Origin of the sequence: Methylophilus sp. VKM B-3414, from assembly GCF_032248435.1 — a bacterium.
GTDB classification, from domain to species: domain Bacteria; phylum Pseudomonadota; class Gammaproteobacteria; order Burkholderiales; family Methylophilaceae; genus Methylophilus; species Methylophilus glucosoxydans.
Genome location: NZ_JAVTLI010000010.1, coordinates 123,547 through 149,857, shown reverse-complemented (window position 1 = coordinate 149,857; position 26,311 = coordinate 123,547). Strand labels below are relative to the sequence as shown.

Here is a 26,311-nt window from a genome sequence, read left to right as displayed (position 1 = left end):
GCTCTCTAGGCTTGCGCCTCTTGCACTGTTTGCGTATAGTTGGGTTTGTAAGTATTTTCAAAGATGTGGCGAAAATGCCCAATAACAAAGGAGTCAATGAATGAAAAAAAGTTTTTTAGGCTTGGCAATTGCTTCTGCATTTGTTTTTGCATCGCAAGCTGCGCAAGCTGAAGACATGTACCGCGGTGCTTGGTATGTTGTGCCAGGTGCAAGCTACATGCACACTGACAGTGATCTGGATGCAGATAATGCCCGTGGTGGTTTCTTGTCCATTGGTAAAGAGCTGAGCGAGCACTGGGACATTCAAGGTCGTCTGGGTTATAACCGTGCTGATGAAGATACTGGCATTGCGGGTGCAAGTGGTAAATACAAACAAACCACTTTGGGTTTGGACGCATTGTATATGTTCAGTCGTGAAAAATTCCGCCCATTCCTGTTGGCTGGTATTGGTGCAGCCCGCAATGATTTAGATTACAACATTCCAAACGTTGATATTGATGGTAAAAAAACTTCTTGGATGGCTAACGTAGGTTTAGGTGCCCAGTATTTGTTTAATGATAAGTTTGGTATCCAAGCTGATCTGCGCCATCAATGGAGCAGAGCACGTTTGGTAGCTACCGGCCCTGGTGGAACAGCTGGTGATTCTGGCCGTGTTGATAACACATTATTTAATATTGGTGGTATCTTCCGCTTTGGCGCACCAGCGCCAGTGGTTGAAGAGCCAACGCCAGAGCCAGCACCAGCTCCAGTGGCTGCAGCTGAGCCAGCACCGGCACCAGCTCCTGCACCAGCGCCAGCACCTGTTTGCAAGCCAGTCAACGAAACAGTGACTGTTTCTGCTGAAGAGTTGTTTGGTTTTGACAAGGCTAACCTGAAAGAAAAAGGCCGCGTTACACTGGATGCAGTTGCTGCCAAGATCAAAGAAAATCCTGAAATCAAAGCTGTGATCGTCACTGGTCACACAGACCGTATCGGTTCTGAAGCTTACAACCAGAAGTTGTCTGAGCGCCGTGCAAAACAAGTGGCGGACTACTTGGTTGCTCAAGGTGTAGACAGCAGCTTGATCACTGCTGAAGGTAAAGGTAAATCTGAGCCAGTGGTTCAGTGCGAAGGTAAAAAAGTAAGCAAGAAATTGATCTCTTGCCTGCAACCTAACCGTCGTGTTGAAATCCGTGCAGAAGGTACGAAACAAGAAGGTTGCCAATAAGCACTGACTTGTGAGTTTAAAAAGCCACGCAATTGCGTGGCTTTTTTGTTGCTGCACGCAGGCGGACTTTCAATTTGCCAGCCTGCCTCAGTTATAATCCAAGCATGAGTGAATCCCAATTTATCATCAAACCACGCTGGCTCGTTACTATGGATGAAGGGCCACACGTGCGGGAGCAGCATGCAATTCTTGTGGATGCTGGAAAAATCAAGGCGATTGTACCCAAATCCGATATCCCGGATTGGGCGGTTGACTGGCCCGTCGTTGATTGTTCACAACATGTCGTGATGCCCGGGCTGATCAATTTGCATACTCATAGCAGTATGAGCCTGTTAAAGGGGTATGCTGATGATTATGCGTTGATGCCGTGGTTGAATGAGCATATCTGGCCAGCAGAAAAGAGATGGGTCTCACCCGCTTTCGTACAGGATGGCAGCTTGCTGGCTTGTGCGGAAATGCTGGCAGGCGGAATCACGACATTTAACGATATGTATTTTTTTCCGCAAGCGACCATAGAGGCTGCCAAACGCACAGGGATACGCGCACATATTGGCTTAACTATTATGGAGTTTCCCAGTAATTATGCGGCAACTGCCAGTGAATATATCCGCTTGGGCACAGAAGTGCGCGATCAGTATAAATCCGAGTCCTCTATCAGTTTTTCTTTTGCGCCGCATGCCCCCTATACGGTGAGTGATCAAACCTTTACCGACGTTGTCACACTTGCCGAACAGTTGAATCTGGGGATTCATACGCATTTGCATGAAACCCAGGCGGAAATCGCGCAAAGTCAGGAGCAATTTGGTGTACGGCCGTTGCAGCGTTTGCAAGCGCTGGGGGTAATTGGTCCCAGCACCGTATTGGCGCATGGAGTACACCTTGAAAAGTATGAACAGGAGACCCTAGCAACTTTAGGCGCGCATATCGCGCATTGTCCAAGTTCTAATCTGAAATTGGCGAGTGGGATTGCGCCAGTGGCATCTGCGTTGCGTTCGGGGATCAATATCGGTTTAGGCACTGATGGTGCCGCCAGTAATAACCGGCTCGATTTGTGGCAGGAAATGCGCACAGCAGCCTTGCTTGCCAAGGTGGCAGCGCAACAGGCAGAGGCTGTGCCAGCTTATCAGGCGCTACAGATGGCAACCATTAATGGAGCCACGGCACTGGGGTTGCAAGCACAGATTGGCAGCATTAGCGTCGGTAAGCAGGCTGATCTGATTGCGGTTCGTCTGGATGAGCTGAATAGCTTGCCTTGTTTTGACCCGATTTCTCATCTGGTGTATGTGGCTAGCCGCGAGCAGGTTACCCATACCTGGGTCAATGGTCAATTACGGTATCAGCGCTTACCAGATGGCCAGCCACAATTTGCAGGCATTGAGACCGAGGCATTACGGTCTATCGCTTTGCAGTGGCAGCTCAAGATGCAACAGCCCGCAGATTAATTTTGTTTAGGAAAACATCATGGCCAATGTCGAAATTGCAGAAGTAAACAAATTTGCTGAACTGGCACACCAGTGGTGGGACCAGCAAGGTGTCTTCAAACCTTTGCATCAGTTGAACCCAATACGTTTAAATTATATTGACAGTCGCGCGTTGCTTAAGGGCAAACAGGTGCTCGATGTCGGCTGTGGTGGCGGTATTCTGAGCGAGTCCATGGCACAACGTGGTGCCCACGTGATGGGGATTGATATGGCAGACAAGTCGCTGCAGGTGGCGCAATTACATGCGCTTGAAGCAGGGGCACAGGTTTCGTATCGCTGTATTGCCGTGGAAGCGCTGGCTGCAGAAATGCCGGAGCAGTTTGATGTGGTGACCTGCATGGAAATGCTGGAGCATGTTCCCGACCCATCCAGCGTGGTGCGTGCTTGCGCTGCACTGGTCAAGCCGGGGGGGCAATTGTTTTTTTCCACGCTTAATCGCAATGCCAAGGCATACCTGATGGCGGTGGTCGGGGCTGAGTATGTCCTTAATCTGCTTCCCAAAGGCACACATGATTACAGCAAGTTTATCAAGCCGTCTGAATTAGCGAGCTGGTTACGTCAATCTGGACTGGAGTTACAGCATCAGACAGGCGTCACTTATGACCCTTTCAGTAAACAATATAAATTGACAACAGATACCAGCGTCAACTACATGCTACATGCGGTAAAAGAGGGTTGAGCACATGCAAGCCGTATTATTTGATCTGGATGGGACGTTGGTAGATACCGCTCCAGATTTGGCATATGCACTTAATTTGCAGCGTGAACGGCATGGATTGCCCTTTTTACCAGAAGCGACGATTCGCCCCTATGCCTCGCATGGGTCTCGAGGGCTGCTGGAAATTGGATTTGGTCTGTTACCGGATCATGCTGAGTTTGAACAGATGCGCACTGAATATCTGGAGTTATACACGCAAGTCATGACCCGTCAGCCACAATTGTTTGACGGCATGGCAGAGGTGTTACAGGAGATTGAGCAGCGGGGGCTGCGCTGGGGCATCGTCACCAATAAGCCACGCCGGTTTACCTTGCCTATGATTACACACATGGCGCTGGATAGCCGCGCGGGTGCGGTCATCAGCGGGGATGATGCGCCCCAGCCCAAGCCGGCGCCCCAAACACTGTTATTGGCCTGTGAACGTATGCAGCTTGATCCTGAACAGGTGGTGTATGTTGGCGATGCCGAGCGAGATGTGCAGGCCGGTAATGCAGCGGGCATGACAACGCTGGTGGCTTTGTTTGGCTACCTGTCAGACGTGGATCGGCCTGAGGCATGGGGTGCGGATGGCTGTATCCAGCAGCCCCAGGACTTGCTGGCGTATTTATAACTGAGCAGATTCCGCGCCAATTTATCATTGCGCTTGCCGCTCAGCTAATTGCGCTTGCTGCTGAGTACCGCCATCGCCGCAATATTAATATCTGCGACTAAAATACTAGCCAGCTGGCCGTCCTCACCCAAAATTGGCAAAGAGACCGTGAGGCAGAAGTCTTCGGTTGCGGTAGACAGATAAATGCTTGAAATATAAGGCGCCTGAGTTTCTGCCACGCGACGATAATAGGCTTGTTGGCTCCGGTCTATGCCTGCACCGCCAGCCTTGATTTTTCCATACATGTTGGGATTTATCCAGTTGGCATAGCGTTGTACACCGTTTGGCTCCAACTCAAAGATCACCTCAAAGAAGGGGAATTCGGCAAAGCAGCTATCCAAATCATGGGCGCCTGTCGAACGTTGCGTGTGTAGCAGCGACTGTAAGGCGGACAGTGCTTTTTGCTGCCAGTCTGAATAAAATTCTTTTTTCGGCAGGATGGTTTGTGGCGGCGTATCTTCTACAACCACAATGCTGCCGATATTGGCCTTGCCTATCTTTTTAAGCAGCGCTGCGCGTTCAGCGGCAATGACGCTGTTTTCGAGCTTGCCTTGTTTGCCATTCACCACCGCAATCGAGACACTGGCGACCGGGTGATCCTTACCGTCTTCAGTGGTAAAAAATCCTCGTTCCAGATCTGTTGCGTCATACAGATGCACGGCCAGGGCCTGAAACTGGCTAATGATATGCAATAAGGTGTCATTAAGGGTAGGCGCCTTATGATCATAGATCAGCACAAAGTCATCGCCACCAATATGGCCCACCATCACGCCCGCTTTATCCTGAAACTCCTGTCGGATGATTTCGGAGAGGAGTCGTATCATGGCATCGCCACGGATAAAACCGTAGCGGTCGTTATAGGCCTTGAAATGATCCAGATCTATGTAGATCAGTTGCGTATTGGGATTGTTACGCAAGCTGTTATCCAGGGTTTGCCGGAGTGTCGGGCCTGTCGTCAGATGGCTTAAGGGGTGAAGATTGCCGGTAGCAGTTTTGCGGCTGATCAACTGAGCCATGATTTCCATCGGCTGCAAGATACCGACATAGCCGCCTTCGTCATTGACGGTGATCCAGATGTCGATATTGCCACGCTCCAGATAAAAAATGCGCGCCAACACCGAAGAGGGCAGTTTATGATTGATGACCTTGGGCAAGGGGTCGCAACAAGCGCCCAGGCCTGTGGGTTTCTTGGAGAATACTTTGCCCCGCCGCAATACCCCCAGCGGTTTTTGCCCGTCCAGCACCACCGCCGTTGCAATATCGGCATGCGCGTTAAACAAGCGTCTGGCTTCAGCCAGCGTGCTGCTGACATCAATTGTCAAGCCGTGACTAATATATTCACCAATATGAAAATCATCAGGAATATGCGAACGGTGGGCTTCATCCCGTACGGGCAGTGCCGCAACCTTGTCGCTCGGCGTGCTTTGTGGCTGGGCAAAATAATGGCCCTGGGCATAATGCAGGCCTAGATCCTGGCAATAGGTAATATCCTCTACGCGCTCCAGCCCTTCAGCGATAATGGTGCATCCCAGTCGTTGCGCCATCGAAATAATCGCCTCAAGTAACACTGTCCTCACACGGCTGCCTTGTGCTTCATGCACAATGGCACGGTCTATCTTGATAAAGTCAGCCCGTACCTCAGCCAGGATGCGCAAACCGTTAAAACCCGAACCCATGTCATCCAGTGCGATGCGCAGACCATGCATACGGATTTCATCGCAGTAACGCGCCAGTACTTCGGGATTGGTTTTTTCACTCTCAACAATTTCGATGACGATATCCCGTCGATCAATCTGCTGCTGGTTCAATAGATTTAAAATAAAATTGAGCCAGCCCGGACTCATGATTGTTTGTGGCAGCACATTAATAAAGAGGGGCTTGTCCACAGAAATTGATTGTGACTTGCCCATCAGCGCCAACTGTTGGCAGGCCAGGTCTAACTCGTGGCTGCGTTTAACCTCGGCGGCAAGGGCGAAAGCCTCCATGCCGTTGAGCCACTTACCTTCTGGTGTTTTCAGTCTGCACAAGGCTTCAAAGCCAAACACTTTGCCACTCTGGCCAAAGTCGACAATCGGTTGATAATGCATTTGCACATGTGGCGTCAGCTCAGACAGCAGCCACGGGTATTTATGCCTAGCATAAAAGGTATTGAATGGCATGGTGGCCTGCAAGGCTTCCATTGGATGCATGGCCTGCTTGTCCTGTGACACCAGCACCCAGGTATCTCTGAGTGTATGTGCAGGCTCCTCGGCAATGACACGGTCTAAAATCTGCAGGAGTTCTGCTTCAGTCTCATAACTGAAAGATGCGGTGTTGATGCCTGAAAAATGCGGACTTTCAGAGTTGGTATGACTATTGGCGTCAAAAGTATGCAGAAATAATTCCATGGAATACGACCTTGCTTTTATTTTTATTAGCTCACGATAATGACGACTCGCCTGATTAAAAACCGGGAGGCTGTCATTTGTATAACGACAGGACAGAGTGTTTATGAAGAGAAAAAACGAAGATAAAAGACAAGTCTGCTTAAAAACTTGTTAAGGTCTTGGCACAAGGGCATCAAATACAGCAGTTATCTTGACTGCTTGACGATTAATTTGCTGTTAAGTGACGGCTTTTCTTTCCAGCAACGCGGTAGACAGCGTGCCACTGTCCACATACTCAATCTCACCACCCATCGGCAACCCACGCGCAATCCGGCTGACGCGAATGCCACGCGATTTGAGCATCTGCCCAATATAGTGTGCAGTGGCTTCACCCTCGGAGGTAAAGTTGGTGGCAATAATCACTTCGTGGATCGCGCTGTCCTGTGCACGTTTGAGCAGTTTATCCAGGTGAATGTCTTTGGGCCCAATGCCATCCATGGGCGAGAGTTTTCCCATTAATACAAAATATTGGCCCTGATAGCTACGCGTATTCTCCAGCATCATGAGGTCGGTCGGCATCTCCACCACACATAGCGTGGATTTGTCTCTGTGGGTATCCTGGCACACGCTGCATACGCGATGCTCGCTGAAGTTGTTGCAATAATCGCAATGCGCCAGCTTATCCAGCGCCTGTTGCAGACTGGCTGCCAGCTTTTGTGCACCTTCACGGTCACGTTGCAGCAAGTGATAGGCCATCCGCGTGGAGGATTTGGGCCCCACGCCCGGCAGACAGCGCAGGGCACTGATCAGCTGATCCAGAACTGCCGGGTGATTCACGCCTGGTCTCCGCGTCGACGATAATATGGGTGGGCGTCAGGCACTAGAACGGCAACTTGAAGCCTGGTGGCATCAGGCCACTCATTTTCGCTGAACTGGTCGCTTCGGCTTTCGCTTTCGCATCTTTCAACGCAATCATAAGCAAGTCTTCCAGTGTTTCTTTGTCATCCATGGCCGCGTCATCAATCTGTACGCGTTTCACATCATTGCTACAGGTCATGGTCACTTTGACCATGCCATTGCTGGCAATACCTTCCACCTCAGTGTTTGCCAGTTCTGCCTGGGCTTTTTGCATATTGGCTTGCATCATTTGGGCCTGTTTCATCATATTGCCCATGCCACCTTTCATCATTGTCTGCTCCTGAAGTTACGTGTGGTTAATGTAAGGGTTTAATGGAATTTGGCACTATCGTTGCGCCCATTTCCTGCATCAGGCCTTGCACAAACCGGTCACTCATAATCGCTTGTGTAGCCTGATCCTGTAATTCTGCTTTTTCGACGGCCAGCTGTCTGGCGGGCGTATTGGCTTCCTGGCTGGTGGTGATGATCAGTTGCAAGCGGCGGCCAAAATGGCTGTTTAAAGCAGCATTGAGTTTTTCGAGATAATTGGCACTGGCCAGGTGTTTATGTGACTCGCTAATCCGCAATGTCATGGCATCGTCCTCAAACTGGACCAGCTCGCAATTTTGTGCCAGTGCGCGTACCAGGCCCAATTTGCTCAAATGGTTCTCTACCAGTGCACGCCAGTTGCCATCCCAGTCCAATGCAGCGCTTGTTTCTTGCGCCTCAGGCATCGCAACATGCACTGCCTCACTGGCAACGGCTGTCGGTGCTGGGGCCGAAAGCGCTGGCTGCGACATTTCTGCCAGGGGGGCAGTGGTGAAAGATGCGCCTGGTTCAGTAGCACTTTCGGGAGCCTGTTCCACCGCCCGCTTGCGCATCGCATGATCCGCTGTTGCAGGGTTGGTTGCGCTGCTGGCTTGATAACTTTGCGCCAAGGCGGCGCGCGCGCTGCCAACACTCGGAGCGCTGCCACGGCCATGACCTTCTGTGCTTGACGGGGGCGCGGGGGTGGTGGCCATTGCATCGGCTTTAAATGCCAGCATACGCAACAGCGTCATGGTAAAGCCTGCATAAGCATCCGGGGCCAGGCCAATATCGCGGTGACCTAAAATAGCAATCTGATAATACAGCTGCAGGGTTTCTGCGGGCAAGGCTGCGGCAAGTTCCAGCAAGTTCTGCCGCTCGGGGTGATCGTCTGCAATTGATTGGGGCGCGTATTGCGAGACAGCTAGCACATGCAACAAAGCTGCAAGGTCGTTCAGGGCACTTTCAAAGCCGATGCTGCGCGACTCCATTTGCTGTGCGATATTGAGCAGGCTGGCTGCATCTTGTGCGATCAACGCCCGCAACAAATCATACAGGTAGCTTTGGTCAATCGCCCCCAGCATGCTACGCACATCGCTTTCACGGACGGACTGGTTGCCATAAGCAATTGCCTGGTCGGTCAGTGAGAGCGCGTCACGCATACTGCCATTGGCCGCACGCGCTATCAGCTGTAATGCGGGCGCCTCAAATGGAATTTGCTCCTGGCCCAGAATGTCTTGCAAGTGGGCGGTAATGGTACTGCTGGCCATTTGGCGCAGGTTGAATTGCAGGCAGCGCGACAAAATGGTGACCGGGACTTTTTGTGGATCTGTGGTCGCCAGAATGAATTTGACGTGGGCAGGCGGCTCCTCCAGCGTTTTCAGCATGGCATTAAACGCCTCTTTGGTCAGCATATGCACTTCGTCTATCATGTAGACCTTGAAGCGGCCGGAGGACGGCGCGTAGATCGCCTGCTCAAGCAAGCTCACCATGTCTGCAATGCCGCGGTTAGAGGCCGCATCCATTTCCACGTAATCTACATACCGGCCGATATCAATCGCACGGCATGCCTCGCACTCGCCGCAAGGCGTTGCGGTGATGCCGGTCGCACAGTTCAGCGATTTTGCCAGAATACGGGAGAGGGTGGTCTTGCCGACGCCACGGGTGCCGGTAAACAGGTAAGCATGATGCAGGCGCTGTTGGCTCAGAGCATTGCTCAGGGCCTGGACTACATGGTCCTGGCCCACCAGACTGGCAAAAGATTTGGGGCGCCATTTACGCGCCAACACTTGGTAAGACATCGCGCACTCTACTGATTAAAAGCAATAAGGCAAACCTGTACTTTAGCCTAATTTGCCGACTCATGCTTGCCACAAACCATAACATTGAGATCAACGCTGGCATGACAAACAGAAGGGCTGGAGAGAAGGGGCGAGCCCAACCCCCGGCACTTGCTTGATAGTTGTGGCTGCTTGCTTCCGCACCTGACCAGGTTGGCTACCTTACAATGCGGGGAGGCCCGCGGACGCTATTGTAACGCAAAAACGTTTTTTTACCGCCTTATTTTCGCCGTGCCTCATTTCACCTGCAGAGGTAAAGCTTCTGAAATAAACAATTATTTACCTTCTTATACACCAATAAATTCCAATCATCGCCCCGCATAATATTTGCATCCTATTAATTTTAGTGTGATTTGGCAGAAAACGATGGCAGCAAACGGATCATCCATGACAGCTTCAGAAGTTGCACGTGAAACCATCAAGCAAATGGCTGTCAGGCGTGTCGAACCGACACCGGACAATTACATGCAGATTTACTATGAGATTGCAGGTAAACCGGTGAAGGAGGATGCTGCCAGTGCGTTGCGCAAGGCATTGAAGCAGTTGCCCCACGACACGCTGGAGCAAACCAACTGGATTAACCGCTGGGAAAAAGTGCTTAAACAGGATAACTGGCAAGGGCTGGGGGAATTGCTGACTGAGGCCATGCAACAGCAGCTTAGTCATTCCACCAAATGGCCCAAGGCGATTCGTGTTTTATTGCAAGCCTGGGACGACAAGCGCAGTGGCATAGATACTGCCAGAAAGCGTGAGACGCTGGAACGTGTGCTCATTAATTTTGGTGATGACGAGAGCCTGTCCGACAAGTTGATCGGCATGGCGAATATGTGGTTGCCTTCTGAAGCCCGGGTTGAGGGGATTGCCTTGACTGATGCGGCTGACGCGTCCACAGCTTCGACGTCGCAACCTGTCTTGGATATATCCAGTGAACAAGGTTTGCCCTCTGAAGTACAGCAGTTCCATGGCGCTTTTACCATTTTGCAGACCTTGTTGAAGCAAACACTTTACCTGGGCTTGATTCCCCGTTTGCAAGGGTATCCAGACTTGCAGGCGGAGGCGGTGGCCCTGCAGGAATCTGCCGAGCGCGCTAAAAAGCTTAAAGAGTGGGAGGCTTTGGCCAAGTCACTTAAAGCGTTATTGATGCGGGTCGAGGTGATGGGCGCGCAAGAGGATGACGTGCGTGGCGACATTATCGACTTGTTGCATTTGCTACTGGAAAATATCGGTGAACTGGTGGCTGAAGATAGCTGGCTGAGTGGTCAGGTCTATGCTGTACAGTCGATTATTACCGGTCCGCTGGATAGAACCAAGCTTAAACAAGCCGAAAAAAGCCTCAAAGAGGTTATTTACAAGCAAGGACTGGTCAAGCACAGTCTGATTGAGGCGAGGAACTCATTTAAAACCTTAATCAGTACTTTTATTGATAAGCTCAAATATATGGGTGAAGCCAGCGAACTCTACAGTGGCAAAATCGAGACCTATGCCAAAGAGCTCTCTCAAACTGATGATTTGATTAAAATTAATGAGCTGGTCAACCAGTTGATGCGCGATACTTCTGTCATGCAGACCGACATCCTGCGTTCGCGCGATGACTTGCTTATCCAACAGCGCAAGGCAACGGATACGCAAGACCGTATTGATCAATTGCAACTGGAGTTGCAGCAGTTGAGTGAGGTCGTCAGAATTGACCAACTCACCGGCGTGCTCAATCGCCGCGGTATGGACGATGCCTTCCAGGCCGAGATTGCGCGTTTTCAGCGTAGCGGTGAGTCATTTAGTGTGGCTTTGCTCGACATCGATAATTTTAAATCGCTCAATGACCAGCATGGGCATGCCGCCGGGGATGCTGCGCTCAAACATCTGGCTTCAGTGGTAAAACGTGCGGTGAGGCCGACGGATATTGTGACCAGAATGGGGGGCGAAGAGTTTGTTGTCATTCTGCCCAAGACCGACTTGCAAGAGGCGGTGATCATTATGTCGCGCTTGCAGCGATCACTGACCAAAGAGTACTTCATGGGTAATAACCAAAAGCTGCTGATCACCTTTAGTGCAGGTGTCGCCTTGTTCCAGAAAGAGGACGATGTCAGTGCCATCTTGTTGCGCGCAGATCAGGCCATGTACCTGGCCAAAAAACGCGGCAAAAACCGGGTGATGACTGAAACTGATCTAGTTGGCACCGTCAATCCCTAGCTTGTGCGCTTGGTCAGCACTTTGTTGATCGACAGCGGTTTTATCCGGGATCACTGACTGTCATATCCAGCCGTGGGTTGACATGATATGCTAGCTGGCATCTTGATTGAGGTGCCATGTGTCTACGCCAGCCAGCCATTTTCCTATTGATAGTGTCCAACATGCCTTGCATGAAAGCGAGCGCAGATTCTCCGCCATTGTTTCCAGCATTCCAGGACTCGTGTTCCAGATGCATATGACTGCAGATGCTCAAGTGGTTTTTACTTATGTGAGTGAGGGCTGCGAAGCCTTGCTGGGTATCCCGGCCGCAGCATTGCTCAAGGATGCCAACACCCTGTTTGATGCCATGGATCAACCTTCCGCCCATCTGTTCAAGCAAAACTTGCAAAAATCCGCCCGGCAACACAAACGCCTGGATTGGGAAGGACAAATCTGGATTGCCGACTGGCAAGACATGAAATGGGTCAATATCCGGGCTACCGTGCAAGACTTGGGGCAGGGCGCGGTGCAGTGGGATGGCATTATGCTCAATATTAGCCAGAGTAAGCATGAAAAACAGGAGATCGAGCAAGCCAGGCAAGATCTGCAGGCACTGACGGCGCACTTGAACCAGGTCAAAGAGCAGGAGCGCGTGTCGATTGCGCGTGAAATTCATGATGACCTCGGCGGCAACCTGACTGCGATGAAGCTGGGCTTGTCGACCATCATCCAGCAAATTGAGGCCGGTGAGCCGGTCAACCTCGAGCAAGCGCATTTGTTGCAAGGGATCATCAACCAGACGTTTGATTCCGTACATCGTATTTCTGGCAATTTGCGACCCAACATTCTCGATCTGGGGCTGGTGGATGCGCTGGAGTGGCAGGTGAGCCAGTTCAAAAAGCAATTAGGCATCTCGGCAAAATTTATCACCAATTGTCATGATTTGGAGTGTGATCCCGATCAATCCATGGCGTTGTTCCGGATTTGTCAGGAGGCGCTCTCGAACATCGCCAAATATGCGCAGGCCAATGCGGTCGAAGTGGAGCTCAGCCTCAAGGATCAGCTGTTATTCATGAACATCACGGATAATGGCATCGGCATTGCCCCTGCCGACAAGATCAAATCGAACGCATTTGGCCTGAGAGGTATGCAGGAAAGAGCGGCGGCACTGGGGGGCGAGTGCCAGATTGAATCTTCCAGCGCCGCATCTGGCACTTGTATCCGGGTGCAAGCGCCGTTCAAGCCCGCAGAGTCGTGACAGAATGGCTGATCCGATTTACAATCAACAGCGCAGTTTCTGGATTAGCCATGGTGCAACCAGCAAAACAGAGGGATCAGGTTGGATATACAAAAAATAAAAGTCATTATCGTAGATGACCATGCCATCTTACGTTCTGGCATCAAGCAAATATTGCTTGCGAGTGGGGATATTGATGTCGTCGGTGAGGCGGAGAATGTTGCGCAGGCGATTAAATGTGTACGTGAAGTGGCTGCCGATGTCATGCTACTGGACATTTCGTTGCCGGATAAAACCGGCATAGAAGCCTTAAAGCTCATCAAGCGAGAAAATGCTGCGCTCAACATCTTGATGCTTTCCATGTACATGGAAGAGCAGTATGCCGTGCGCTCCATTCGTTCTGGCGCTTCTGGCTACCTGTGCAAGCATACGGCGTCAGAAGAGTTGCTCACCGCCATACACACGCTGGCCAAAGGCAAAAAATACATTACCCCCAACGTGGCAGAGATTCTGGCCGAGCAGGTGGGGAATGATTATGCGGTGGCCTTGCACGAAACCCTTTCAGATCGCGAGTTTCAGGTCATGCGCATGATTGCTTCCGGGCAGTCAGTCAGTGAGATTGCAGATAAACTCGCATTGTCGGTGAAAACGGTCAGCATGTACCGGACGCGGCTGCTCGAAAAAATGCATCTTAAACATAATGCCGATATCACCCATTACGCCATCAAGAACCAATTGGTTTAGGGGCGCTTGAGATAGCACCGCACAATAAAAAAAGGCCTCAATAGAGGCCTTTTTTAATATTAATCAATATGCTATGAAATTTTCTTCGCGTAATTGATTAAGCCGTTGGTTGAGCTATCAAAGCTGTTTACCGGCTCGTTGGTATTCAGCTGTGGCAGAATTTGGCTCGCAATCTGCTTACCATATTCCACACCCCACTGGTCATAGCTGTTAATGTCCCAGATCATGCCTTGCACAAAAATCTTGTGCTCATAAAGCGCAATCAGTTTACCCAAGGTAAAGGGTGTGAGCTGTTTAAACAGGATAGACGTGGTTGGGCGGTTGCCTTCAAACACTTTATGCGGCAGCAGATCTTCCAGTGCCTGGCCGCTCATGCCTTGTGCTTCCAGTTCGGCACGTGCTTCTTCACGGGTTTTGCCCAACATCAAGGCTTGGGTTTGTGCCAGGAAGTTAGCCAGCAGGATTTTATGGTGCTGATCGTCTGGGCTACCCACTTTGTAATGGCTGTTGGCTGGCATCAAAAAGTCTGCCGGAACCATTTGTGTGCCCTGGTGAATCAACTGGTAAAACGCATGCTGGCCATTGGTGCCAGCTTCGCCCCAGATGACCGGGCCCGTTTTGTAGCTGACGCGGCTACCGTCACGGCAAATAAATTTGCCATTACTTTCCATGTCTGCTTGTTGCAGATAGGCCGCAAAGCGAGACATGCCCTGGTCATAAGGCAAAATCGCGTGCGTATCAACATGGAAGAAATTGTTGTACCAGACACCCAGCAAGGCCATGATGACAGGCATGTTCTGTTCCAGTGGCGCCGACAAGAAGTGCTGATCCATGGCGTGACCGCCTGCCAGCAACTGTTCAAAGTTGTCCATGCCGACATAGAGCGCAATGGACAGACCGATGGCTGACCACAGGGAGTAACGACCACCTACCCAGTCCCAGAAAGCAAACATGTTGTTGGTGTCTATGCCGAATGCCTGCACGGCCTTGGCATTGGTGGACAGCGCGACAAAATGTTTGGCCACATGCTGATCTTGTTTAGCTGCTTGCAGGAACCAGCGGCGCGCTGAGTGCGCGTTGGTCATGGTTTCCTGGGTGGTAAAGGTTTTGGAGGCAACGATGAACAGGGTGGTTTCAGGGTCGCAGACTTCCAGCACACGCATCAAGTGCGCGCCATCAATGTTGGAAACAAAGTGGGCTTTCAAGTTGGGGCTGGCGTAGGGTTTTAACGCATCACATGCCATGACTGGACCGAGGTCTGAGCCACCAATACCGATATTTACGATATCGGTAATCCGTTTGCCGGTAAATCCTGTCCATTGGCCGTTGCGTACTTGCTCGGTAAAGGCCCGCATTTGCGCCAGTACGGCATTCACTTCTGGCATCACATCCTTGCCATCCACATACACCGGTGTATTACTGCGGTTACGCAGGGCGGTGTGCAGCACTGCACGCTTTTCGGTAATGTTGATTTTTTCGCCGCTGAACATGCGGCTGCGCCATTGCTCAATATTTGAGTCGCGCGCTAACTGGAATAACTGGGACAGGGTTTCTTTAGTGATGCGGTGCTTGGAGTAGTCCAGCAGAATGTCGTCCACCGTTAAACTGAATTCTTCGAAGCGTTTGGGGTTTTGGTTAAACAGATCGCGCATTTGAACATCGCGCATTTCAATTTGATGCTGGTTCAGCGCATGCCAGCTCGGATGTGTGGTTAGTTTTGCCATGTCGTGTTGTTACTATCGTTTTTCAAGTCAATTAAATTTACGGGGCCAGACAAGGCAATCTCTGAATTTTCTTGTCTGGCCAAAAATCTTTACTGCCAGGCTACATCATATAGTCAGTGTAACCAGTTATTGTAACTGAAGTATGACACCCCCAAGTGGCGGCAAGTTTAGGCTGATGGAGGCTGGCTGGTTCATCCATGGCACGGGGTCACTAGGACAGCCGGAACCATTACCAACATTGCTGCCACCATAACAAGCGGCGTCACTGTTAAACAATTCCTGATAGTAACCCGATTGTGGTACGCCCAAACGGTATTGATGGCGCGGTACCGGTGTGAAATTAAGTAGGATTATAACAAAACTATGGTCTTTGCCGCGTCTGACGTAGCTTAATATTGATTGCGCGGCATCTTCGCAGTCTATCCATTGAAAGCCCTGTGCATCAAAGTCATGGGCATGGAGTGCGCTTTGTTGGCGATAGAGCCAGTTGAGGTCCTTGCAAACGCGCTGTATGCCGCGATGCATGTCATGTTCAGCGGCGGTGTCTTCAAGCAAATGCCAGTCCAGGCTTTGGTTGACGCGCCACTCACGGCGCTGGGCAATTTCATTGCCCATAAAGTTGAGCTTTTTACCTGGCATGGTCATTTGCAAGGTCATCAACAGACGCAAGTTGGCGAATTTTTGCCAATCATCCCCAGGCATTTTTTCGAGTAAGGACTTTTTGCCGTGGACCACTTCGTCGTGCGAGAACGGCAGGACAAAGTTCTCGGAATAAGCGTACATCTGACCAAAGGTCAGGCGATTATGGTGGTATTGGCGGTAGACCGGATCCAGTTGCATGTAGGTCAAGACATCATTCATCCAGCCCATATTCCATTTCATGCTGAACCCCAGGCCCCCGGCATAGACCGGACGCGAAACGGCGGGCCAGGCCGTTGATTCCTCGGCTATCGTCAATGCGCCGGGGAAGCGTTCGCCTACCATCATGTTCAATTGCTTGAGAAACTCGATCACGTCCAGGTTTTCACGTCCGCCATAGACATTAGGCAACCATTCTCCATCTTTACGCGAGTAATCCAGGTAAAGCATGGACGCCACGGCATCCACACGCAAGCCGTCAATGTGAAACTCTTGCAACCAGTAATAAGCATTGCTGAGTAAAAAGCTGCGCACTTCATTGCGGCCATAATTGAAAATATAGGTGCCCCAGTCCATATGTTCACCCAGGCGGGGGTCGGCATGTTCATACAGCGCCGTGCCGTCAAAACGCGCCAGCGCCCAGTCATCTTTGGGGAAGTGACCAGGGACCCAGTCCAGAATGACGCCGATATTGGCGGCATGACAGCGGTCAATAAAATACTTAAGATCATCCGGACTGCCATAGCGCTGGGTGGGGGCAAAGTAGCCCGTCACCTGATAACCCCAGGATTCATTCAGCGGATGTTCGGCAATTGGTAACAGCTCGATATGGGTATAGCCCATCTCTAACAAATGTGGAATCAGTGCCTCTGCCATGGCGCGATAGCCCATAAAGTGGCCGTTTGGGTCTCGTTGCCAACTGCCTAAATGCACTTCATAACAGTTAAAGGGGGCATGCAGCCAGTCATGCTGCTGGCGTTGCTGCAACCAGCCATCATCTTGCCAGGTGTATTCGCTATGGCAGATGCGATTGGCCGTGCCGGGTCTAGGCTCAAAGGCTCTGCCATAGGGGTCGGCCTTGAGCATGACATAGCCATGCTCGCGGTTGCGGATCTCAAATTTGTATAAATCATGTTCGGTCAGGTGGGGAATAAATAACTCCCAAACGCCGGTGCTGCCAATGACACGCATGGCATGGATACGGCCATCCCACTGGTTAAAGTTGCCGACCACACTGACCCGTGACGCATTGGGCGCCCAGACAGCAAACCGGACGCCCGCCACCCCATTCACCTGCATGGGGACCGCGCCCAGGGTATTGTAGGCTTGGTAAAAACGACCTTCAGCAAATAGATACAGGTCATCGGCAGACACGGTGCTGTCAAAACCATAGACATCCAGGGTTTCGTAACGGCTAGTTTGCCCCTTGGGCTGAACTTGCAGTGGGGCAGGGGTTGAAATCGGATTATCTGACTCGTAAATAAACAAGCCCTGGGCATGCGCCTGCTGCATGGGCTGCCAATTTTTGCCATTGTTGAGCCATACTTGTTCTGCCGTTGGTATGAACACACGCACCTGCCAGCGTTTGGTTTTCGCATCCTGATGCGACCCCAAATATTCAAAGGGATTATGATGGGTGGCGTCTAAAATCCGTTGCAAATGATGATTGTCGGTGGCAATTTGATGAGAAGCTTTGGCAGTCATGCTGTCGGTATCCGGTTAAGCAGATTCCATGCTATCAAAAAAAGTTAAGATTTACGTCATTCGCCCCCGGAATTTCGTTGTCTTTACCCCAATTATCATGCAGACTGTGGATGTCAGACCTGCAGATGCAAAGCCTTGTGTCGTCTCTGCTGAAACGCGCAACGCTGACAATAATGACTGTAGGCTGGTTCCCCGGATCAGGAAAAACAGGAATAGCATCATGTCTCAAGTAGCAGAGTTTGTTGAACGTCGTAAAGCCAACCGGCGGCAAGAACGTCCCTCCGACCGGTTTATCAGTAACCTGACGAAAAATACCGTTGCCATTATCCTGGCGGGTGGTCGTGGCAGCCGGTTAAAAAACCTCACCGACTGGCGGGCCAAACCTGCTGTACAGTTTGGTGGCAAATTCCGCATTATCGACTTCCCCTTGTCCAATTGCATTAACTCTGGCATCCGCCGCATTAATGTGGCGACCCAATACAAAGCGCAAAGCCTGATTCAGCATGTTCAGCGCGGCTGGGGTTTTTTGCGTGGGGAATTTAACGAATACGTCAATATTATTCCTGCCCAGCAGCGTCTGGGCGAGGAGTGGTACAAAGGCACGGCTGATGCGGTCTATCAGAATATTGATTTGCTGCGAGAGAATGGCGGCGAATATATTCTGGTCTTGGCCGGCGACCATATCTATAAAATGGACTACGGCAAAATGCTGGCGACGCATGCGCGCAGCAATGCCGATATGACCATTGCCTGCATCAATGTGCCGCTCGAAGACGCAAAAGGGTTTGGGGTATTGGAGGTGGACGCCACCGACCGCGTGATCGCCTTTGATGAAAAGCCAGCGCATCCCAAGCCTAGCCCGAACAATCCCGAGGTGGCTTTTGCCAGCATGGGTATTTATATCTTCAATGCCAAGTTTTTGTACGAACAATTGATCCGGGATGCTTATGACCGCAAGTCACACCACGACTTTGGGCAGGACATTATTCCTTACATCATCAAAAAATACCGGGTACAGGCGCACCGATTTACCGATAGTTGCGTCGGTGCACAAGGCAACAACTTTTACTGGCGGGATGTGGGAACCATAGATGCCTACTGGGAAGCCAATATGGAGCTGACCAAGGTGATTCCAGAGCTCAATCTGTATGACAGTGAATGGCCGATCTGGACGTATCAGGAACAACTGCCGCCGGCCAAATTTGTATTCAAGGATGAAGGCCGTACGGGCAAGGCGACAGACTCGCTGGTGTCAGGGGGCTGCCTGATCAGTGGTTCTTGCGTGTCTAACTCAGTGCTTTTTTCCGGCGTGCATGTGGCGGATTATTCCGATCTGGATGGCGCTATAGTGCTGCCCAAGGTCAAAATTAACGAGGGGGTCATCATGCGCAACGCAGTGATAGACCGCGGCTGCGAGATTCCTGCTGGCATGCAGATCGGTGTCGATCTGGAGCGCGATAGAAAGCGCTTTCATGTCTCTGAAAAAGGCATCGTACTGGTCACACCCGACATGCTGGGCCAAGATTTATACCGTGTGAAGTAGTTTAAAAGTCATTGAGTGAGTGAAAGAGGTTGAAGGATGTCCGATAAAAAATTGCTCTTGAATTTATATTGGCACATGCACCAACCGGATTACCGTGATCTGGTGACAGGCGAGTTTGTGCTGCCATGGACGTATTTGCATGCGCTCAAGGATTACAGTGATATGGCCTTTCACTTGGAGCAAAATCCAAACGCCAGGGTAACCTTCAATTTTGTACCTATTCTGGTGGAGCAGCTCGAAGATTATGCTGAGCAGTCACGGTCCGGACAGTGGCGCGACCCATTACTGCGTTTGCTGGCAAATCCCAATCTGGAAAACATCACGGATGAAGAGTGTCGCCTGATTGTGGACAGCTGTTTCAAGGCACACCATGAAAAAATGTTGAGTCCTTTTCCGCATTATCAGCGCTTGCTCAAGCTGTATGAACTGGTGGCGCCTATTATGCAAAACGGCCAGTTTCATTATCTCTCGGCGCAATATAAAGCGGACTTGCTGGTCTGGTACCACCTGGCATGGACGGGGGAGAGCTTGCGCCGCAAAAACAAAACTGTGCAAACCCTGATGCAAAAAGGCGTGTTGTTTACCCTGGAAGACAGGCAAGCGCTGTTAGCCGTGATTAGCGAGACCTTGCAAGGCATTTTGCCGCGCTATCAGGCCTTGCTGAAAAAAGGCCGCATTGAAATGACCACCACGCCTTACTACCATCCCATCTTGCCATTGCTCATTGATTTGGAAAGTGCTCGTGACGCCATGCCCGATGCGCCGTTGCCGCAGTCAGCCACCTATCCAGACGGTTATCCGCGTGCGATTGCTCATGTGCAGGCGGCACAGCGCTATCATGAAAAAATATTTGGTCAGCCCGCCAATGGCATGTGGCCTGCTGAAGGCGCGGTCTCACATCCTGCACTATCGTTGCTGGCAGAGCAGGGCGTGGCCTGGGCGGCCACTGGCCAGGGTGTGCTGGCTAACAGCTTGCGTAAACTCGGTCTGCCGCACGACACGCCATCGCAATACCTGTATCAGCCTTATAAAATCACCAATGGTCAGCAGGATATTGTGTGCTTTTTCCGTGACGATCATCTGTCTGACAAAATCGGCTTTGAGTATTCCAAGCAATACGCAAGCGAAGCGGTGCATGACTTTATTCAGTCGCTGGAGCATATCCTGGCCAACAGTGAAGAGACGCCGGTGGTTAGCGTGATTCTGGATGGCGAGAATGCCTGGGAATACTATCCATACAACGGTTATTATTTCTTGCACGAGCTCTATCAGGCGCTGGCGCAGCATCCGGATATCCAGATGACGACTTTTAGCGATATTCTCGCCTTGCAGCAGAAACAAGCATTGCCAGCGCCACGCTTGCTGGATGATATTTGCGCCGGGAGTTGGGTCTATGGCACCTTTAGTACCTGGATTGGGGAACCGGCCAAAAACCGTGCCTGGGATCTGTTGTGCGAAGCCAAGCGGCATTATGATCAACAGATACACCAACTTTCAGCCGAACAGAAACAAAAATGCCAGCAGCAATTGGCCTTGTGCGAAGGCTCGGACTGGTTCTGGTGGTTTGGCGATTACAACAGCGCCCAAAGCGTACAAAGTTTTGACCAGCTCTATCGCCGTAATTTGAGCAACCTGTACAAATTACTTGGCCTGACAGCCCCTGCACATTTGTTACAACCCATCAGTCTGGGCGGTGGCGATGCCGAAAATGCAGGCACCATGCGCCGGGGCAACGCCTGATTCTTTCAACTGATTTGAATGCCAATCCATGACGCAACATAGACAAGCGGGTGTGCTGATGCACATCACTTCATTGCCTGAGGGCAATCTCGGCCCAGAGGCCTATCGTTTTGTAGACACCCTGGTCAAAATGGGCGTATCGGTGTGGCAGACCTTGCCGGTCAACCAGCCACATGGAGACCAGTCGCCCTATCAAAGTGTCTCCGCGCATGCAGGACATAGCGGCATGATCAGCGCGCAGCAATTGCAGCTTGATGGCTGGTGTCTGCCCAATGAGCTGACGCTGAGTTTGCCTGCATTGATGGCCAAAGTCATGGCGCGCGTGCAGTCAGGCAGCGCCCCCACACATGGCGAAGGCCATGGCCTGTCGTGGTCCGGGTTTGCGAGATTCTGTCAGACGCAGCAATACTGGCTGGAAGATTTTGCCTTGTTTGGCTGCTTGCGTGAGCAGCACCATAATCAAAGCTGGCAGCAGTGGCCACAAGCTTACCGCAAGCATGATCCACAAGCCTTGCAAGCTTATCGGGTCACGCACCAGGAGCCGTTGACGCTGATTAAATTTACGCAGTACGTGTTTTTTCAGCAATGGGCGCAGCTCAAACGTTACGCCAACCAGCGTGGCATTCGCTTGTTTGGAGATATCCCGATTTTTGTCGCTTACGACAGTGCCGATGTCTGGGCGCATCCCGCATGGTTCAAGCTGGATGACACCCTCAACATGACCGTCGTAGCGGGTGTGCCGCCAGACTATTTCTCTGAAACCGGACAACGCTGGGGGAATCCGCATTACGACTGGCTGGCCATGCAAAAAGATGGCTTTTCATGGTGGCTGGGGCGTATCGATACGCAGGCACAGCTGTTTGATGTGCTACGGATTGATCACTTCAGGGGCTTGCAGGCCGCTTGGGAAATCCCCGCAGAAGAGCCCACTGCCATTAACGGGACTTGGCAAGAGGCGCCAGGTGAAGCGCTGTTAAACGCCATCACCGAGACCTTCCCGGAGCTGAGTCTGGTGGCTGAGGACTTGGGCATTATCACCGCAGAAGTGGATGCCTTGCGCCATGGATTCGACTTGCCTGGCATGAAAATTTTACAGTTTGCGTTTGGTGGCGGTGAGGATAATCCTTACTTGCCAGAAAACATAGAACAAAACAGCGTCGCTTATACCGGCACGCATGATAACGATACCACCTTGGGCTGGTACCTCACCGCGCCAGAGCATGTGCGTAATCATTTACATGATTACCTGAATCAACATCCTCCGCAAATGCCCGCAGCCCTGATTAAACTGACCCTGGAGAGCCAGGCCAAGCTGGCAATTATCCCCATGCAAGACATTCTCGCGCTGGACAGCCAGGCGCGCATGAACACGCCAGGCACCATAGAAGGTAACTGGTGCTGGCGCATGCAATGGTCGCAACTGAGTGAAGAGAAATTATTGTCTTTTAGACACAGTGTTGAAGAAAGTGGCCGCTTCCATGCGTGATGTGACTCCGGTTTATCGTTTGGGTCTGGATGTGGGCGGGACCAATCTGCGTTTAGGTGTGTTTTCTGATCTGCGCCTGATTGAAGAAACGCGTTTTGAGGCAAACTATTCTGCCATTTGCAAGCAGCACTCGCCAGCACAGGCCTGGCAAAAGATTATTGCGGTTACGGCAGAAGCCATCCAGCCATTGCTTGAAAAATATCCGACGATTCAGAGTATAGGCATTGGTTTTCCCGGCTTTATTGATCCGCACACGGGCATCCTGGCGCAATCGCCCAATTTACCGGGCTTGTTGAACGTGAATCTGGGCCACGATCTGGGTGCCCGGCTTGGTTTCAATATCCGGGTCGAGAACGATGCCAATGCTGCAGCCTTTGGGGAATTTAGCCTGCTTGGTCAGCCTGCTGGTGGCTTGCTGTATCTGGGCTTGGGCACCGGAGTGGGTGCCGGCTTGGTCGTGAATGGTCATGTTTGGGCCGGGCAGCATGGTTATGCGCTCGAGGCTGGGCATATTATTGTCGAGCATCAAGGCCGCTTGTGTGGCTGTGGTAACCGAGGTTGCGTCGAGCAATATGCTTCTGCCACCGGCATCAGCAAAGGCTATGCCGAGTTGACTGGCCAGACAAGGAGTGCTTTGGAGATTGCGCTGGCTGCGGAGCAGGGCGATGAACATGCGCGCGCAGTCTACGCGGATGCTGGTCGCAAACTGGCGCAAATGCTGGCGAGTGTACTCAAGGTGGTTGATGTTGGCACCGTTTTGATTGGCGGTGGCGTGGTTGCCGCATGGTCGCTGATGTCTGAGGCGTTTTATCAACGGCTAGAAGCTGACTTGATCCCGGTACTCAGAGGCAAGATCGTGGTTCATCTATCTCGTTCTGGCGATATTGCGGGCATGTTGGGTGCCGCCTTGCTGGCCGAGTCCACCACCCGCTCAGCATAACCCTTCATGCGCGTGCGCCTGGTGTTGCGCCAGTGCCCAGGCCACATGCTCCCGCACCAAGGCATTTTCGTCTTGTGCCCGTGACTTCAGTGCTGCAATCACCGCCATCGACGTCGGCGCATTACCCAAGCCGACGGCAATATTGCGTAACCACTGCGTGTAGCCTATGCGGTAGATCGCGCTCCCCGCCATTTTTTGCTGAAATTCAGCTTCGGTCCAGCCAAAACAGGTCACCAGGCTCAAGCTGTCGAGCCCATGCCGTACCGCAAAGTCGGGCTCTGAGGTCCTGACGGCAAATTTGTTCCACGGGCAGGTTAGCTGGCAATCGTCACAGCCATACACCCGGTTACCCATCAGTGGCCTTAACTCCTCGGGAATGCTGCCTTGATGTTCTATGGTGAGGTAAGAGATACAGCGGCGGGCGTCTAGTTCGTAAGGTGCAACGATGGCAGCTGTCGGGCAGACATCAATACACGCAGTGCAACTGCCACAATGTGCTGAGATGGGCGGGTCCACTGGTAGCGGCAGGTTGGTATAAATTTCCCCCAGAAAAAACCATGATCCCTGCTGGCGATTGAGTAGCAGCGTATGTTTGCCGCGCCAGCCCACACCCGCTTTGGTCGCCAGTGCTACCTCCATCACCGGCGCACTGTCCGCAAATACACGGTATTCAAAACTGCCAAAGGTCTCGGTGATGCGGGTACACAATTGCTGCAATTTTTGCCGCATCACTTTATGGTAATCGCGCCCCATGGCATAGCGGGCGACATAAGCCTGCTCAGGGCTCTCCAGCACCTGCCAGCCGTCGGCTGCATCTGCGGGCAAATAATTGAGGTTGACCGAGATCACGCGCAAGGTGCCAGGCACCAATTCTGCCGGACGGGTTCGCTTGGTCCCATGTTTTGCCATATAATCCATGTCGCCGTGGTATTGTTTGTCCAGCCACTTTAAAAATTCAGGCTCCGCGGCAGACAAGTCGGTATCGGTAATGCCGATATTGCCAAACCCCAGTTCTCGCGCCCAGCCCTTGATGGTCGCTGCCATTTGCGCAGCGACATGAACATCAGGCAGTTGAAGCGGGACGGGATGTGATTGATGTGACATGACAGAAACGTATTCTACACAGATTTTAAAAGACGAAGCAGCGACCGTGCATGCCGCAAGCGTGCTGGCAAAGCAATTGCAGCCTGGGCAGGTCATTTACCTGCACGGTGATCTGGGGGCCGGAAAAACCACGCTGGTGCGCGGCATGCTGCATGCCTTGGGGCATGTCGGCAAAGTGAAAAGCCCCACCTATACGCTGGTGGAACCCTACATGCTGCCATTCGCCACGTGCTATCACTTTGATCTTTACCGCTTTCAGGATGCAGAGGAATGGGAAGCTGCAGGCTTCCGCGATTATTTCAACCCTGCCAGTGTTTGCCTAGTCGAGTGGCCTGAGCGTGCAGCCGAGCTATTGCCTGTCGCAGACATCGAGATTCGCTTTGATATCCTGCCGCACGGCCGCGTGCTGCACATCACAAGTCAGCAGGTGCTGGCCTTGGAAACACTATGCCAGTAAAGCGTAAGCATTGCCTGGGCTGGCTATTGCCAGTCCTGTTCTTCATCCTGAGTCAGGCCGCACATGCCGCTGAAGTCATCCTGGCCAATTTGCAGCAGCAAGGCGGTCAGGCACATGTCGAGCTTTTGCTCGACCAGCAAGTCAAATACCGTGTCTTCACGCTGGATAATCCATTCCGCGTGGTGATTGATATGGACGGTGTTGCCATCAGTCCAACCCTGAAAGCGCTCGCGCTGCAGTTGGATGCCCAACATCCTTACCTGTCTAAAATCCGCATAGCGCCGTTTACCGAGAAAACGGCGCGTATCGTTTTTGACATCAAATCTGATATCAAACCGCAGGTCACCGATATGAATGCGGGCAGCTCGCAACAACGCTTGGCCATCAGCATAGGCCCTGCGAGTGGTCCTGTCGAGTCAGCCATGGCGAGCCCGGTGCTGACACCTTCCCGGCAATTGCAAGAAGTGCCACGTCAAGACGACAAACCCGCTGAAAAAGCAGCCGAGCCCACACCAGACAATGCCAATCCAACGGTGGAAAAATCTGCCGAAAAACCGGCGGATAAAGTGGCCGACAAGCCAGTTGAAAAACCACTCAAACAGGCAAAACCTGGCCAAAAACTCATTACCATTGCCGTCGATGCCGGTCACGGCGGTGAAGATCCTGGTGCACGCGGTTCCAATGGCAGCCACGAAAAGAACATTACTCTGGCCATTGCGCGCAAGCTCAAGCAACAGATCGATGCCGAAGAAAACATGCAAGCGATCCTGATCCGCGATGGCGATTATTTCGTGCCACTGGGGGACCGTGTCAAAAAAGCACGGGCGGCCAAGGCCGACTTGTTTATTTCCATCCATGCCGACTCGTTTGTGAACAGCACCGCCAAAGGGTCTTCTGTGTTTGCCCTGTCTGAGCGTGGCGCCACCAGTGCTGGCGCCCGCTACCTGGCGAAAAAGGAAAACGCGGTAGACTTGATTGGTGGTGTGGCGATTGATACCCGCGATATGGACCTGGCAAGAACCTTACTCGATTTGTCGCAAACGGCCACTATTCACGACAGTATCCGCATGGGTAAAGCCGTGCTGGGACGCATCGCTAAAATCAATACGCTCCATTCCAAGTATGTTGAACAAGCGGCGTTTGCGGTGCTTAAATCACCGGATATCCCTTCGATTCTGGTCGAGACGGCGTTTATCAGCAATCCTGAAGAAGAAGCCAGGTTGAATGATGATGCTTATCAGGATAAGTTGGTCAATGCGATTTTGTCTGGCGTGAAGTCTTATATTGCGACCAATCCTTCCTTCGCTAAAAAATAAGTGTTATTTATTTGGTTCAAAAGTTATTCGATGATTGGGCTTA

At 51.7% G+C, this 26,311-nt stretch carries 20 protein-coding genes and 1 other RNA gene; 13 read left to right on the top strand and 8 right to left on the bottom strand.

Annotated features, from left to right (window positions below; genetic code table 11):
• Positions 1-100: 100 nt before the first annotated feature.
• The 4 genes from Q9292_RS10540 (at position 101) to Q9292_RS10525 (ending at position 4,016) form a co-directional block, all read left to right on the top strand.
• On the top strand, positions 101-1,207 hold the full coding sequence (locus tag Q9292_RS10540; protein ID WP_313987749.1) for an OmpA family protein: 1,107 nt from the start codon (positions 101-103) through the stop codon (positions 1,205-1,207).
• A 104-nt stretch (positions 1,208-1,311) separates the two neighbouring features.
• Complete coding sequence (locus Q9292_RS10535; protein WP_313987746.1) at positions 1,312-2,649, top strand: TRZ/ATZ family hydrolase; 1,338 nt, start codon at positions 1,312-1,314, stop codon at positions 2,647-2,649.
• Positions 2,650-2,668: 19 nt separating this feature from the next.
• The gene (gene ubiG / locus Q9292_RS10530) at positions 2,669-3,367 is read left to right on the top strand and encodes a bifunctional 2-polyprenyl-6-hydroxyphenol methylase/3-demethylubiquinol 3-O-methyltransferase UbiG (RefSeq protein ID WP_313987743.1); all 699 of its coding nucleotides are present in this window, start codon (positions 2,669-2,671) and stop codon (positions 3,365-3,367) included.
• A 4-nt stretch (positions 3,368-3,371) separates the two neighbouring features.
• Entirely contained in the window at positions 3,372-4,016 is a 645-nt protein-coding gene (locus Q9292_RS10525; protein WP_313987741.1) for an HAD-IA family hydrolase, read from the top strand.
• 44 nt (positions 4,017-4,060) lie between these two features.
• On the opposite strand, the gene Q9292_RS10520 is transcribed toward Q9292_RS10525, so the two are convergent.
• The 5 genes from Q9292_RS10520 to ffs all read right to left on the bottom strand — a co-directional run bounded on the left by Q9292_RS10520 (position 4,061) and on the right by ffs (position 9,649).
• Complete coding sequence (locus Q9292_RS10520; protein WP_194747729.1) at positions 4,061-6,442, bottom strand: EAL domain-containing protein; 2,382 nt, start codon at positions 6,440-6,442, stop codon at positions 4,061-4,063.
• Between the two features lie 216 nt (positions 6,443-6,658).
• On the bottom strand, positions 6,659-7,258 hold the full coding sequence (gene recR, locus Q9292_RS10515) for a recombination mediator RecR (RefSeq protein ID WP_313987738.1): 600 nt from the start codon (positions 7,256-7,258) through the stop codon (positions 6,659-6,661).
• A 43-nt stretch (positions 7,259-7,301) separates the two neighbouring features.
• Positions 7,302-7,610, bottom strand: coding sequence for a YbaB/EbfC family nucleoid-associated protein (locus tag Q9292_RS10510; protein ID WP_194747725.1), 309 nt, complete (start codon positions 7,608-7,610; stop codon positions 7,302-7,304).
• Between the two features lie 25 nt (positions 7,611-7,635).
• The gene (dnaX, locus tag Q9292_RS10505; RefSeq protein WP_313987733.1) at positions 7,636-9,426 is read right to left on the bottom strand and encodes a DNA polymerase III subunit gamma/tau; all 1,791 of its coding nucleotides are present in this window, start codon (positions 9,424-9,426) and stop codon (positions 7,636-7,638) included.
• A gap of 126 nt (positions 9,427-9,552) precedes the next feature.
• Positions 9,553-9,649, bottom strand: an RNA gene (gene ffs / locus Q9292_RS10500) — signal recognition particle sRNA small type.
• Between the two features lie 203 nt (positions 9,650-9,852).
• Between ffs and Q9292_RS10495 the strand changes: the two genes are divergently transcribed.
• The 3 genes from Q9292_RS10495 (at position 9,853) to Q9292_RS10485 (ending at position 13,615) form a co-directional block, all read left to right on the top strand.
• Complete coding sequence (locus Q9292_RS10495) at positions 9,853-11,655, top strand: GGDEF domain-containing protein (protein WP_313987730.1); 1,803 nt, start codon at positions 9,853-9,855, stop codon at positions 11,653-11,655.
• Positions 11,656-11,773: 118 nt separating this feature from the next.
• A complete protein-coding gene (locus Q9292_RS10490; RefSeq protein ID WP_275355396.1) occupies positions 11,774-12,892 on the top strand; it encodes an ATP-binding protein in 1,119 nt (372 codons plus the stop codon).
• An 81-nt stretch (positions 12,893-12,973) separates the two neighbouring features.
• On the top strand, positions 12,974-13,615 hold the full coding sequence (locus Q9292_RS10485) for a response regulator transcription factor (RefSeq protein ID WP_275355394.1): 642 nt from the start codon (positions 12,974-12,976) through the stop codon (positions 13,613-13,615).
• A gap of 71 nt (positions 13,616-13,686) precedes the next feature.
• On the opposite strand, the gene pgi is transcribed toward Q9292_RS10485, so the two are convergent.
• Positions 13,687-15,339 carry a glucose-6-phosphate isomerase gene (gene pgi / locus Q9292_RS10480; RefSeq protein WP_275355392.1) on the bottom strand — a complete coding sequence of 551 codons (1,653 nt, stop codon included), beginning with the start codon at positions 15,337-15,339 and terminating at the stop codon, positions 13,687-13,689.
• A 126-nt stretch (positions 15,340-15,465) separates the two neighbouring features.
• Positions 15,466-17,682, bottom strand: a complete 2,217-nt coding sequence (glgB, locus tag Q9292_RS10475) for a 1,4-alpha-glucan branching protein GlgB (RefSeq protein ID WP_313987722.1) — start codon at positions 17,680-17,682, stop codon at positions 15,466-15,468.
• 220 nt (positions 17,683-17,902) lie between these two features.
• Between glgB and glgC the strand changes: the two genes are divergently transcribed.
• The 4 genes from glgC to Q9292_RS10455 are packed head-to-tail and all read left to right on the top strand — an operon-like array spanning position 17,903 to position 23,391.
• Complete coding sequence (gene glgC, locus Q9292_RS10470) at positions 17,903-19,225, top strand: glucose-1-phosphate adenylyltransferase (protein WP_313987719.1); 1,323 nt, start codon at positions 17,903-17,905, stop codon at positions 19,223-19,225.
• Between the two features lie 36 nt (positions 19,226-19,261).
• Positions 19,262-20,965: a glycoside hydrolase family 57 protein gene (locus tag Q9292_RS10465; RefSeq protein ID WP_313987716.1), complete on the top strand. Its 1,704-nt coding sequence runs from the start codon at positions 19,262-19,264 to the stop codon at positions 20,963-20,965.
• Between the two features lie 28 nt (positions 20,966-20,993).
• Complete coding sequence (malQ, locus tag Q9292_RS10460; RefSeq protein WP_194747708.1) at positions 20,994-22,451, top strand: 4-alpha-glucanotransferase; 1,458 nt, start codon at positions 20,994-20,996, stop codon at positions 22,449-22,451.
• Entirely contained in the window at positions 22,444-23,391 is a 948-nt protein-coding gene (locus Q9292_RS10455; RefSeq protein WP_313987712.1) for an ROK family protein, read from the top strand. Before malQ ends, Q9292_RS10455 begins: the two co-directional genes overlap by 8 nt.
• On the opposite strand, the gene queG is transcribed toward Q9292_RS10455, so the two are convergent.
• Positions 23,383-24,495: a tRNA epoxyqueuosine(34) reductase QueG gene (gene queG / locus Q9292_RS10450; protein WP_313987709.1), complete on the bottom strand. Its 1,113-nt coding sequence runs from the start codon at positions 24,493-24,495 to the stop codon at positions 23,383-23,385. The two genes, Q9292_RS10455 and queG, sit on opposite strands and share 9 nt — an antisense overlap.
• Here queG and tsaE point away from each other — a divergent pair.
• Together tsaE and Q9292_RS10440 are read left to right on the top strand one after the other, a co-directional pair.
• Positions 24,494-24,952: a tRNA (adenosine(37)-N6)-threonylcarbamoyltransferase complex ATPase subunit type 1 TsaE gene (gene tsaE / locus Q9292_RS10445; RefSeq protein ID WP_313987706.1), complete on the top strand. Its 459-nt coding sequence runs from the start codon at positions 24,494-24,496 to the stop codon at positions 24,950-24,952. The two genes, queG and tsaE, sit on opposite strands and share 2 nt — an antisense overlap.
• Entirely contained in the window at positions 24,943-26,268 is a 1,326-nt protein-coding gene (locus Q9292_RS10440; RefSeq protein WP_313987704.1) for an N-acetylmuramoyl-L-alanine amidase, read from the top strand. The genes tsaE and Q9292_RS10440 overlap by 10 nt, the downstream gene beginning before the upstream one ends.
• The last annotated feature ends 43 nt before the right edge of the window (positions 26,269-26,311 follow it).

What these genes read in the sequence shown, in the direction of transcription:
- ubiG (WP_313987743.1), top strand. Translation starts at nt 2,669, where the DNA reads ATGGCCAATGTCGAAATTGCAGAAGTAAACAAATTTGCTGAACTGGCA.
- Q9292_RS10525 (WP_313987741.1), top strand. Translation starts at nt 3,372, where the DNA reads ATGCAAGCCGTATTATTTGATCTGGATGGGACGTTGGTAGATACCGCT.
- dnaX (WP_313987733.1), bottom strand. Translation starts at nt 9,426, where the DNA reads ATGTCTTACCAAGTGTTGGCGCGTAAATGGCGCCCCAAATCTTTTGCC.
- Q9292_RS10535 (WP_313987746.1), top strand. Translation starts at nt 1,312, where the DNA reads ATGAGTGAATCCCAATTTATCATCAAACCACGCTGGCTCGTTACTATG.
- Q9292_RS10440 (WP_313987704.1), top strand. Translation starts at nt 24,943, where the DNA reads ATGCCAGTAAAGCGTAAGCATTGCCTGGGCTGGCTATTGCCAGTCCTG.
- malQ (WP_194747708.1), top strand. Translation starts at nt 20,994, where the DNA reads ATGACGCAACATAGACAAGCGGGTGTGCTGATGCACATCACTTCATTG.
- tsaE (WP_313987706.1), top strand. Translation starts at nt 24,494, where the DNA reads ATGACAGAAACGTATTCTACACAGATTTTAAAAGACGAAGCAGCGACC.
- Q9292_RS10520 (WP_194747729.1), bottom strand. Translation starts at nt 6,442, where the DNA reads ATGGAATTATTTCTGCATACTTTTGACGCCAATAGTCATACCAACTCT.
- glgC (WP_313987719.1), top strand. Translation starts at nt 17,903, where the DNA reads ATGTCTCAAGTAGCAGAGTTTGTTGAACGTCGTAAAGCCAACCGGCGG.
- glgB (WP_313987722.1), bottom strand. Translation starts at nt 17,682, where the DNA reads ATGACTGCCAAAGCTTCTCATCAAATTGCCACCGACAATCATCATTTG.
- Q9292_RS10495 (WP_313987730.1), top strand. Translation starts at nt 9,853, where the DNA reads ATGACAGCTTCAGAAGTTGCACGTGAAACCATCAAGCAAATGGCTGTC.
- Q9292_RS10540 (WP_313987749.1), top strand. Translation starts at nt 101, where the DNA reads ATGAAAAAAAGTTTTTTAGGCTTGGCAATTGCTTCTGCATTTGTTTTT.
- queG (WP_313987709.1), bottom strand. Translation starts at nt 24,495, where the DNA reads ATGTCACATCAATCACATCCCGTCCCGCTTCAACTGCCTGATGTTCAT.
- pgi (WP_275355392.1), bottom strand. Translation starts at nt 15,339, where the DNA reads ATGGCAAAACTAACCACACATCCGAGCTGGCATGCGCTGAACCAGCAT.
- Q9292_RS10465 (WP_313987716.1), top strand. Translation starts at nt 19,262, where the DNA reads ATGTCCGATAAAAAATTGCTCTTGAATTTATATTGGCACATGCACCAA.
- Q9292_RS10455 (WP_313987712.1), top strand. Translation starts at nt 22,444, where the DNA reads ATGCGTGATGTGACTCCGGTTTATCGTTTGGGTCTGGATGTGGGCGGG.
- Q9292_RS10510 (WP_194747725.1), bottom strand. Translation starts at nt 7,610, where the DNA reads ATGATGAAAGGTGGCATGGGCAATATGATGAAACAGGCCCAAATGATG.